Origin of the sequence: Sphingopyxis sp., from assembly GCF_025869345.1 — a bacterium.
Classification (GTDB): Bacteria; Pseudomonadota; Alphaproteobacteria; order Sphingomonadales; family Sphingomonadaceae; genus Sphingopyxis.
Genome location: NZ_JAOZVW010000105.1, coordinates 25,352 through 36,003, shown reverse-complemented (window position 1 = coordinate 36,003; position 10,652 = coordinate 25,352). Strand labels below are relative to the sequence as shown.

The 10,652-nt window shown below is 64.7% G+C and carries 8 protein-coding genes; 4 read left to right on the top strand and 4 right to left on the bottom strand.

The window, feature by feature from the left end:
• Positions 1–282: 282 nt before the first annotated feature.
• The 4 genes from rpoD to OJI97_RS11125 all read right to left on the bottom strand — a co-directional run bounded on the left by rpoD (position 283) and on the right by OJI97_RS11125 (position 5,149).
• Positions 283–2,295 (bottom strand): RNA polymerase sigma factor RpoD, encoded by a 2,013-nt coding sequence (gene rpoD / locus OJI97_RS11140; RefSeq protein WP_297663484.1) that lies wholly within the window; start codon positions 2,293–2,295, stop codon positions 283–285.
• A gap of 38 nt (positions 2,296–2,333) precedes the next feature.
• Positions 2,334–4,211: a DNA primase gene (gene dnaG / locus OJI97_RS11135; RefSeq protein ID WP_297663483.1), complete on the bottom strand. Its 1,878-nt coding sequence runs from the start codon at positions 4,209–4,211 to the stop codon at positions 2,334–2,336.
• On the bottom strand, positions 4,211–4,597 hold the full coding sequence (locus OJI97_RS11130; protein ID WP_297663481.1) for an endonuclease domain-containing protein: 387 nt from the start codon (positions 4,595–4,597) through the stop codon (positions 4,211–4,213). The genes dnaG and OJI97_RS11130 overlap by 1 nt, the downstream gene beginning before the upstream one ends.
• A gap of 99 nt (positions 4,598–4,696) precedes the next feature.
• A complete protein-coding gene (locus tag OJI97_RS11125) occupies positions 4,697–5,149 on the bottom strand; it encodes a GatB/YqeY domain-containing protein (protein WP_297663480.1) in 453 nt (150 codons plus the stop codon).
• 132 nt (positions 5,150–5,281) lie between these two features.
• Between OJI97_RS11125 and carA the strand changes: the two genes are divergently transcribed.
• From carA to greA, 4 genes are all read left to right on the top strand, one after another.
• Complete coding sequence (carA, locus tag OJI97_RS11120; protein WP_297663479.1) at positions 5,282–6,442, top strand: glutamine-hydrolyzing carbamoyl-phosphate synthase small subunit; 1,161 nt, start codon at positions 5,282–5,284, stop codon at positions 6,440–6,442.
• On the top strand, positions 6,439–6,756 hold the full coding sequence (locus OJI97_RS11115) for a hypothetical protein (RefSeq protein WP_297663477.1): 318 nt from the start codon (positions 6,439–6,441) through the stop codon (positions 6,754–6,756). Before carA ends, OJI97_RS11115 begins: the two co-directional genes overlap by 4 nt.
• Positions 6,756–10,076, top strand: a complete 3,321-nt coding sequence (gene carB / locus OJI97_RS11110; RefSeq protein WP_297663475.1) for a carbamoyl-phosphate synthase large subunit — start codon at positions 6,756–6,758, stop codon at positions 10,074–10,076. Before OJI97_RS11115 ends, carB begins: the two co-directional genes overlap by 1 nt.
• 96 nt (positions 10,077–10,172) lie before the next feature.
• Positions 10,173–10,649, top strand: coding sequence for a transcription elongation factor GreA (greA, locus tag OJI97_RS11105; RefSeq protein WP_297663473.1), 477 nt, complete (start codon positions 10,173–10,175; stop codon positions 10,647–10,649).
• Positions 10,650–10,652 lie beyond the last annotated feature (3 nt).

Below are 10,652 nucleotides of genomic sequence, written 5' to 3'. Positions count from 1 at the left end.
GCAGGTGACCGGGAGCGGCCATCCCAAGCCCCTCCTCTTCAGAGGAGGGGCCAGCGAGACTTACGAACTTGTTCGTTAGTCGCAGCGGGGTGGTGCATGCGGGGCTGCGCTGGCCTTCGGCCACCACCCCGCTCGCCTAAGGCCCGGCTGCGCCGGACCAAGTCTCACTGCCCCTCCTCTGAAGAGGAGGGGAGGGTTAGGGCCGCTGTTCACCCCAAAGCGGACATGAAAAGGGGCGGCCCGTTCCCGGACCGCCCCTTTCGTTTCCACCGTTCGCTGGCCTTACTGGTCGAGGAAGCTGCGCATCTTGCGGCTGCGCGACGGGTGCTTCAGCTTCCTCAGCGCCTTCGCTTCGATCTGGCGGATACGTTCGCGGGTGACGCTGAACTGCTGGCCGACTTCCTCGAGCGTGTGGTCGGTGTTCATGCCGATACCGAAGCGCATCCGCAACACGCGTTCCTCACGAGGAGTAAGCGAAGCCAAAACTCGCGTAACCGTTTCCTTGAGGTTCGACTGCACCGCGGCATCGACCGGGATGACGGCATTCTTGTCCTCGATGAAATCGCCGAGGTGGCTGTCTTCCTCGTCGCCGATCGGCGTTTCGAGGCTGATCGGCTCCTTGGCGATCTTCATCACCTTGCGGACCTTTTCGAGCGGCATCGACAGCCGCTCGGCCATTTCCTCGGGTGTCGGCTCGCGGCCGCTTTCGTGGAGGAACTGGCGGCTGCAGCGCACCAGCTTGTTGATCGTCTCGATCATGTGGACCGGGATGCGGATCGTGCGCGCCTGGTCGGCGATCGAGCGGGTGATCGCCTGCCGGATCCACCAGGTCGCATAGGTGCTGAACTTGTAGCCGCGGCGATACTCGAACTTGTCGACCGCCTTCATCAGGCCGATATTGCCTTCCTGAATGAGGTCGAGGAACTGAAGGCCGCGGTTCGTGTATTTCTTGGCGATCGAGATGACGAGGCGCAGGTTCGCCTCGACCATTTCCTTCTTGGCGATGCGCGCCTCGCGCTCGCCCTTCTGGACCATGTTCACGACGCGGCGGAATTCGGTCAGGCTCATGCCCGCGGCCTGCGCGATCTCGCTGATTTCGATGCGGATGCGGTCGACCGCGCCCGCCTCATTCTCGGCGAATGCGGCCCATTTCTTGTCGATGCCGCTGACGCCGTCGAGCCAGTTTTCCTCGAGCTCGCGCCCGACATAATTGTCGAGGAACGACTTGCGCGGCACCTTGTGACGCTCGGCGAGGCGGAGCATCTGGCCGCCGAGCGCGGTCAGGCGGCGGTTGTAGCTGTAGAGCTGGTCGACGAGATATTCGATCTTGGTGCCGTGGAACTGCACGCTTTCGACCTGCGCGGTGAGTTCTTCGCGCAGCTTGTGATATTTCTTCTCCGATGCCGCGGGGAATTCCTCGCCGCCCGACAGCGATTCGAGCCGCGCTTCCTGCAGCTTCTGGAACGCCTTGAAGCTCTTGGTGATGGCGGCGAATTTCTCGAGCGCGTCGGGCTTGAGCAATTCCTCCATCGCCGCGAGGCTCAGCGTATTGTCTTCGTCGTCTTCCTCGAAGCTCTCGCGCTTGCCCGAGGTGCCTTCGCCGTCCTCGTCGTCGCCGTCGGCGGACGGTTCTTCCTCGACCTCATCCTCGTCCTTGAACGAGACGCCGGCGGTCTTTTCGCTGATCTCGCCATCGTCGCCCTCGGCCTCGTCGTCGAGGTTTTCGGGCGCCGGGTCCTTCGAGAGCATCGCCTCGAGGTCGACGATCTCGCGAAGCTGCATGTCGCCGTTGTTGAGCGCGTTCGACCATTCGATGATCGCGTTGAAGGTCAGCGGGCTTTCGCAAAGCCCGAGGATCATCGTGTCGCGGCCCGCCTCGATGCGCTTCGCGATCGCGATCTCGCCCTCGCGGCTGAGCAGTTCGACCGCGCCCATCTCGCGCAGATACATGCGCACCGGGTCGTCGGTGCGGTCGATGGTTTCCTTCTTCTTCTCGATCGCGGGGTTGGAGACCGATCCGGTGCCGGCGCTGACGTCGACCTCGTCGTCGACCTCCTGCTCGGCTTCTTCCTGCACATCCTCGTCGCTTTCGACGATGTTGATGCCCATGTCGGAGATCGCCGACATGATGTCCTCGATCTGCTCCGACGACATCTGGTCCTGCGGCAGCGCCTCGTTGAGCTCGTCATAGGTCAGGTAACCGCGCTTCTTGCCGCGCGCGATCAGCTTTTTGACGTCGGCTTCGTTGAGGTCGATCAGCGGGGCGTCGGTGTCGGCTTCGTTCTTGGTGGCCATCAAATCTTCCTGCCTTGGGGCATCAAAAGGGTCGGTCTTCACTGGCTGCTGCTGTCGGACAGCGCGGCCAGGCGGCGGGTCAGTTCCTTGTCGATCGCGCGCAGCTTTTGCTGCCGCGCAAATCCTTCCTCATCCATCGTGCGCTGGAAATCCGCGGTAGCCTCTGCCAGCCGGGCGCGGATTTCGGGCTGGGTGACCAGCACGCCGATATATTCGTCAAGGTCGCGCAGCGCGATTTCGCGTGCTGCATCAGCCTCTTCGCCTTCAAGCCTTCGATTGAATGAGAAGTGCATTCCGTCGGCTCTGAGCAATGTCGTCGCCCTATTATACACTTTCATGGGCTCCAATATGGCAAGCAACCCCTCGCAATCAAGCCCTTCCTGGGCATTTGCGATGTCAAGCATCACGCCCAGCAGTTCGGCATCGCCGGAATCGGGGATGGCGAGGCGAAAAAGAGCCTCGTCGTTGCGCCCAATGGCCTGCGGGTAGCGGAGCAATCCGCCGAGCAGCGCGGCCGCATAAGGCGCCTCGATGCCGGTCCGGCTGAGCGCGCGGGTTTCGTCGGCGGGGGGCTGTAGCCGCGGGTCGGGCGCGAAGCGGCGGCCGCCGCGCTGGGGCTGCGGCGCCCAGGGCACGCGCGGGCCGCGCTCGGGGCGTTGACGGGTAAACAGGGTGTCGAGCTTTTCGCGGAATGCCTCGCGATAATGGTGGCGCACGTCGGCGTCCTCGATCGCGTCGGCGTGGGCGAGGAGCCGCGTCTTGAGGGCGGCGCGCTCCTCGGGCGTCGCGAGCGGCCCGGCCGCGACCTCGTGCGCCCAGAGCCGTTCGACCAGCGGCTGCGCTTCGTCGAGGACCGCCGCAAAGCCTTCGGCGCCGCGCGCGCGGACGAGGTCGTCGGGGTCCTGCCCGGCGGGGAGCGTCGCGAAGGCGAGGCTGAAACCGGGGCGGAGCAGCGGCAGCGCGCGCATCGCCGCGCGCATCGCGGCCTTCTGCCCCGCCGCGTCGCCGTCGAAGCAGAGGATGGGCACCGGCACCATCCGCCAGAGCAGGCCGAGCTGATTCTCGGTGAGCGCGGTGCCGAGCGGAGCGACCGCGTCGGCGATCCCCGCCTCGGCGAGCGCGATCACGTCCATATAGCCCTCGACGACGATGATCCGGTCGGTCTGCCGCGACGCGGGGCTCGCCTTGTCGAGGTTGAAGAGGGTGCGGCCCTTGTCGAAAAGCGGCGTGTCGGGCGAGTTCAGATATTTGGGCTCGCCGTCGCCGAGGATGCGCCCGCCGAACGCGATCACCCGCCCGCGCGCGTCGCGGATCGGGATCATCAGCCGGCCGCGGAAACGGTCGTAGGGCTCTTTCTCTTCGACCGCGATCAGCATCCCCGATTCGACGAGCATCGCGGTGGGGAATTTCTTGAGCGCTTCTTTCAGCGCGCTGCGGCTTTCGGGCGCGAGGCCGAAGCCAAAGGCGGCGCGGGTGGCGTCCGAAATGCCGCGCTTCTTCAGATAATCGCGCGCTGGGGCGCCGTTGCTGCTGCCGAGCTGCTGGGTGAACCAGTCGGCCGCGGCCTGCGTCACGTCGCGCAGGCTCGCCTGCTCCTCAGCCTTTTTCGCGGCGCGCGGGTCGGGGGCGGGGACGTCCATGCCCGCTTCCGCCGCGAGTTCCTTGACGGCGTCCATGAAGGAGAGGCCGCGCTGGTCGGTCATCCAGCGGATCGCATCGCCATGCGCGCTGCAACCGAAGCAGTGGTAGAAGCCTTTCTCGTCGTTGATCGTGAAGCTGGGCGTCTTCTCGTTATGGAAGGGGCAGCAGGCTTTATATTCGCGGCCGGCGCGGGTGATCTTCACCGTGCGGCCGATGAGGGTCGACAGGGTGATGCGCGATCGCAGTTCGTCCAGCCATTGCGGGGTGAGGGCCACTAATCTCCCCTCCCATTTATGGGAGGGGCTGGGGGAGGGCATGTTTCGAGAATACGTTCGATCTCGTTCACGACTCCCTCAATCCGCTCCATCACATCATTGTTCCAGAACCGGATCACTCGATAACCCCGTGCTTCCAGATAGGCCGTGCGCGCTTGATCCTTCGCTACATCAACCGCGTGCTGGCCGCCATCGACTTCGATGACGAGCCTGGCCGTGCGTGAGACGAAATCGCAGATGAAAGGGCCGATAGGGAATTGGCGATTGAAGCGGATGCCTGCGATCTTGCGGGCGCTGATCTGCTGCCAAAGTCTTCGTTCGGCGTTGGTGGCGTTGAGCCGGAGTTCGCGCGATCTTGCGGTCGGTCGTTTGTAGCCCTTGTCCAACAGGCCCTCCCCCGACCCCTCCCGCAAGCGGGAGGGGAGAATGCACTTGCGGCCGTCTGTCCCCTCCTGCTTGCTGGAGGGGCTAGGGGAGGGCGTGTCTCAGCCCAGCGCCGCCTTCACCCATCCGCTCGCCTTGCTCATGTCGAGCTCGGAGCCGTGGCGTTCCTTCACCGCCGCCATCACGCGGCCCATGTCCTTGAGGCTCGCGGCGCCGAGTTCCGCGACGATCGCCTTGATCGCCGCCATCGCTTCATCGTCGCTAAGCTGCGCGGGCAGGAAATCCTCGATCACCACCACCTCGGCCGCTTCGGCGTCGGCGAGTTCCTGGCGGCCGCCCTGTTCGTACATGGCGATCGATTCGCGGCGCTGCTTGACCATCTTCTGCAACACGTCGGTGACGAGCACATCGTCGTCGGCCGGCGCGGTGCCGGTCCTGAGTTCGATGTCGCGGTCCTTGATCTTCGCCAGCATCAGCCGGATCGTGCCCAAACGCGCCTTGTCGCCCGCTTTCATCGCGGCAACCTGCGCAGCCTTGATGTCATCGCGAATCATGCGTGTCCTCTTTGCGCTGCAAATTTCGGAAAGGCCCTCTCTAGCGGCAAGATTCACAATCCGATAGCTTGTGAATCATTTTTTTGGCTCCTACTTGGTCGGCCGTTTAGCCTTCCATCCGGAGCAGATTAAATGGCACCAGCCAATCCTTCCGTCGCGCCTTCTGGAGCGACCGGCGTCCTCGTCCTTGCCGACGGCACGATCCTGTGGGGCGTGGGATATGGCGCCGCGGGCGCGGCGGTCGGCGAGATCTGCTTCAACACGTCGATGACCGGCTATCAGGAAATCCTTACCGATCCGAGCTATGCCGGGCAGGTCGTCACCTTCACCTTTCCGCACATCGGCAATGTCGGCGCGAACCCCGAGGATATGGAGCGCGGCGTTCACGGCGCGGTCGGCAGCATCACGCGCGAACTGCCGACAAGCCCAAGCAATTTTCGCAGCGTCCAGACGCTGCCCGAATGGATGGCCGAACAGGGGGTGATCGGGCTCGCCGGGATCGACACCCGCGCACTGACCCGCCGCATCCGCGATGCGGGCGCGCCGAACGGGGTGATCGCGCACAGCCCCGACGGCAAGTTCGACGTCGACGAGCTGCTCGCGATGGCGCGGGGTTGGGCGGGGCTGGAGGGCATGGACCTCGCGAAGGAGGTCAGCCGGACCGATACGGGCGATTGGACCGGCGGCGCGTGGACGCTCGGGCATGGCTATGCGACCGGGGACGGCGGCGAGCGCCCGCACGTCGTCGCGATCGACTATGGCGCGAAGGACAATATCTTCCGCAACCTCGTGAAGGCCGGCGCGCGTGTCACCGTGGTGCCCGCGACCGTGAGCCTCGACGAGGTGCTGAGCCACAAGCCCGACGGCGTCTTCCTGTCGAACGGTCCCGGCGATCCTGCTGCGACCGGCGATTATGCGGTGCCGGTGATCAAGGAGCTGCTGGAGCGCGACATTCCGCTATTCGGCATCTGCCTCGGCCACCAGATGCTTGGGCTGGCGGTCGGCGCCAGAACCATGAAGATGCATCAGGGCCACCGCGGCGCAAACCACCCTGTCCAGCGCGCCGAGGACGGCGTGGTCGAGATCACCAGCATGAACCACGGCTTCGCGGTCGATGCCGCGACGCTGCCCGCGGGCGTGGTCGAGACGCACAAGAGCCTGTTCGACGGATCGAACTGCGGCCTCGCGATCACGGGCAAGCAGGCGTTCAGCGTGCAATACCACCCCGAGGCGAGCCCGGGGCCGCAGGACAGCTTCTATCTGTTCGAGAAGTTTGTGGGCGGGTTGAAGTGAACGACTCCGCAGTCCGGGCGATCATTCTCGTTGCGTTGCTTGCGGGGTGCGCAAAAAATCCAACGGACCCTTCTGTAGACGCCAATGCCGAGCGGCTAAAATCGATGATGGCACACGTTGAGGCGAAGTGCGAAATCAAACACAGCACCTTGAAGCTCGGAAGCGATAATCAAGTCATCGTAACGCCCTCGGCCGATGAAAAATATGAAGCGGTCGATTGTCTTGTTCGCGAACTGAAGAAACCCCAGTTCGCTAACCACATCAAATTCGGCTTCGTCGGCAACGAAATGCATCCAAGAGAAGAACAGAAATAATGCCCAAAAGAACCGACATCCAATCCATCCTCGTCATCGGCGCCGGCCCGATCGTTATCGGTCAGGCGTGCGAGTTCGATTATTCGGGGACGCAGGCGATCAAGGCGCTGAAGGAGGAGGGCTATCGCATCGTCCTCGTCAACTCCAACCCGGCGACGATCATGACCGATCCCGACCTCGCCGACGCGACCTATGTGGAGCCGATCACGCCCGAGATCGTCGCCAAGATCATCGAAAAGGAGCGCCCCGACGCGGTGCTGCCGACGATGGGCGGGCAGACCGCGCTCAACACCGCGCTGGCGCTCGCGCAGGACGGGACGCTCGCCAAGTTCGGGGTCGAGATGATCGGGGCCGATGCGGAAGCGATCGACAAGGCCGAGGACCGGCAGAAATTCCGCGACGCGATGGACAAGATCGGGTTCGAAAGCGCGCGCTCGGGCGTCGCGCACACGCTCGACGAGGCGTTCGCGGTGCTCGAACGCACCGGGCTGCCCTCGATCATCCGCCCCTCGTTCACGCTGGGCGGCACGGGCGGCGGCATCGCCTATAATCGCGAGGAGTTCGAGCATATCGTCCGCGGCGGCCTGATCGCCTCGCCCACCACCGAAGTCCTGATCGAGGAATCGCTCCTCGGCTGGAAAGAGTTCGAGATGGAGGTGGTGCGCGACCGCAAGGACAATTGCATCATCATCTGCTCGATCGAAAATGTCGATCCGATGGGCGTGCATACCGGCGACAGCATCACCGTCGCCCCCGCGCTGACGCTGACCGACAAGGAATATCAGATCATGCGCAACGCGAGCATCGCGGTGCTGCGTGAAATCGGCGTCGAAACAGGCGGTTCGAACGTGCAGTTCGCGGTCAATCCGAAGGACGGCCGCCTGATCGTGATCGAGATGAACCCGCGCGTGTCGCGCTCGTCGGCGCTCGCGTCGAAGGCGACGGGCTTCCCGATCGCCAAGGTCGCGGCGAAGCTCGCGGTCGGCTACACGCTCGACGAGATCATGAACGACATCACCGGAGTCACCCCGGCGTCGTTCGAGCCGACGATCGACTATGTCGTCACCAAGATCCCGCGCTTCGCCTTCGAGAAATTCAAGGGCGCCGAGGCGACGCTGTCGACCGCGATGAAATCGGTCGGCGAGGTGATGGCGATCGGCCGCACGATCCACGAAAGCCTGCAAAAGGCGCTGCGCGGGTTGGAAACCGGACTTTCGGGCTTCAACTTCGTCGAGCGGCTGAAGGGCGCCACGCACGACCAGCTTCGCAGCGAACTGGCGCAGCGCACCCCCGACCGGCTACTCAACACCGCGCAGGCGATCCGCGAAGGGCTGCCGCTCGCCGAGATCAACCGCGTCGCGGGCTACGACATGTGGTTCCTCGAACGCATTGCGGAGATCGTGGAGGCCGAAAATGAGGTCTGCCGCAACGGCCTGCCGCGCGATGCCGAGGGGCTGCGGCGATTGAAGGCGATGGGCTTTTCCGACAAGCGGCTCGCCTATCTGGCGCTGCAATCGGCGAACTTGCAGCCCGGTGCCGCCCGCGCGACCGCACGCGGCAGCGGGCTGATCCACGAAGCGGTCAAGGCGATGACCGGCGGCGTCACCGAGGCCGAAGTGCGCGCGCTGCGCCACCGGCTCGGCGTGCGGCCGGTGTTCAAGACGATCGATACCTGCGCCGCGGAGTTCGCGGCGAAGACGCCCTATCTCTATTCGACCTACGAAGCGCCGACCTTCGGCGAGCCCGAGAATGAGGCAAACCCGAGCGATCGCAAGAAGGTCGTCATTTTGGGCGGCGGTCCGAACCGGATCGGGCAGGGGATCGAGTTCGACTATTGCTGCTGCCACGCCTGCTTCGCGCTCGAAGAGGCGGGCTATGAGACGATCATGGTCAACTGCAATCCGGAGACGGTGTCGACCGATTACGACACGTCGGACCGCCTCTATTTCGAGCCGCTGACCGCCGAGGATGTGCTCGAAATCCTCCACGTCGAAATGTCGAAGGGCGAGCTCGTCGGGGTGATCGTCCAGTTCGGCGGGCAGACGCCGCTCAAGCTCGCGCAGGCGCTGGAGGAGGCCGGAATCCCGATCCTCGGCACCTCGCCCGATGCGATCGACCTTGCCGAAGACCGCGAGCGTTTCGCGGCGCTGGTCAACAAGCTCGGCCTCAAGCAGCCCGAAAACGGCATCGCGCGCAGCCGCGAGGAAGCCGTCGCGGTCGCGGCGCGCATCGGTTATCCGGTGCTGACGCGCCCCAGCTACGTGCTCGGCGGGCGGGCGATGGAGATCGTCGATGATCAGGCGCAGCTAGACCATTATATCGAGACCGCGGTGCAGGTGTCGGGCGATTCGCCGGTGCTGATCGACCGTTACCTCCGCGACGCGATCGAGGTCGACGTCGATGCGCTGTGCGACGGCACCGATGTCGTCGTCGCGGGCGTGCTTCAACATATCGAGGAGGCGGGGGTCCATTCGGGCGACAGCGCCTGTTCGATCCCGCCCTACAGCCTGTCGGCCGCGATCGTCGCCGAGATCGAGCGGCAGGCGGACCTGCTCGCGCGCGCGCTGGAGGTTCGCGGCCTGATGAACATCCAGTTCGCGGTCAAGGATGACGAGGTCTATCTGATCGAGGTCAACCCGCGCGCCAGCCGCACCGTGCCTTTCGTCGCGAAAGCGGTGGGGTCGCCGGTCGCCAAGATCGCGGCGCGGGTGATGGCGGGCGAGAAGCTCGCCGATCTGCCGAAGATCAACCGCGACATCGCCCACGTTGCGGTCAAGGAAGCGGTCTTCCCCTTCGCGCGCTTCCCCGGCACCGATCCGGTGCTGTCGCCCGAGATGAAGTCCACCGGCGAAGTCATGGGAATCGACAGCAATTTCAACCTCGCCTTCGCCAAGGCGCAGCTCGGCGCGGGCGACCGGCTGCCGACGAGCGGGCGGCTGTTCGTGTCGGTCAAGGACAGCGACAAGCCGCGCATCCTCGATGCCGTCCGCCGCCTCGTCGGCTGGGGGTGGCAGGTGATCGCGACCGGCGGCACCGCGACCTATCTTGCCGAACAGGGGATCGCGGTCGAGCGGGTCAACAAGGTTGCCGAGGGGCGCCCGCATATCGTCGACCGGATCAAGGACGGCGACGTGCAGCTGATCTTCAACACCACCGAAGGGTGGCAGAGCTTGCAGGATTCGCAGTCGATCCGCGCCTCGGCGCTGGCGGCCGACGTCGCCTATTATACGACGGCGGCGGGCAGCGATGCCGCGACCCATGCCATCGGCGCGCTGCGCGCGCACTCTCTTGAAGTGAAGCCGCTTCAGCACTATTACTGACGAACCGCTCCTCCCCCCGACATCGACGGAAACAGCGGCTCAGCCGCCCGGCGCTCACCCGCCGAGGCGGAATTTTTGACGAAGGACAACAGGATAATGGCAAGCGTTGAAAAGGTGCCGATGCTGGCGGAAGGCTATGAGAAGCTGAGCGCGCAGCTCGCGGCTCTGAAAGCCGAGCGCCCCCTCATCGTCGATGCGATCGAGGAAGCGCGCGCGCATGGCGACCTTTCGGAAAATGCCGAATATCACGCCGCGAAGGAACGCCAGGGGCAGGTCGAAGCGACGATCGGCGACCTCGAGGACCGGCTGTCGCGCGCCCAGATCATCGACCCGACGACGCTGTCGGGCGACCGCATCGTGTTCGGCGCGACCGTCACCCTGGCCGACGAGGACGACAAGCCGGTGAAATATCAGATCGTCGGGCAGGCCGAAGCCGATGCCAAGGACGGCCGGATCAGCTATAATTCGCCGCTCGGCCGCGCGCTGATCGGGCGCCGCGTCGACGACGAGATCGAGGTCACCGTGCCCGCGGGCGACAAATATTATCTGGTCACCAAGATCGAATTCGTCTGATCC

Bases quoted from the DNA above. Each gene is read 5' to 3' on its own strand.
- carB (WP_297663475.1), top strand. From the start codon at position 6,756: ATGCCCAAAAGAACCGACATCCAATCCATCCTCGTCATCGGCGCCGGC.
- OJI97_RS11125 (WP_297663480.1), bottom strand. From the start codon at position 5,149: ATGATTCGCGATGACATCAAGGCTGCGCAGGTTGCCGCGATGAAAGCG.
- carA (WP_297663479.1), top strand. From the start codon at position 5,282: ATGGCACCAGCCAATCCTTCCGTCGCGCCTTCTGGAGCGACCGGCGTC.
- greA (WP_297663473.1), top strand. From the start codon at position 10,173: ATGGCAAGCGTTGAAAAGGTGCCGATGCTGGCGGAAGGCTATGAGAAG.
- rpoD (WP_297663484.1), bottom strand. From the start codon at position 2,295: ATGGCCACCAAGAACGAAGCCGACACCGACGCCCCGCTGATCGACCTC.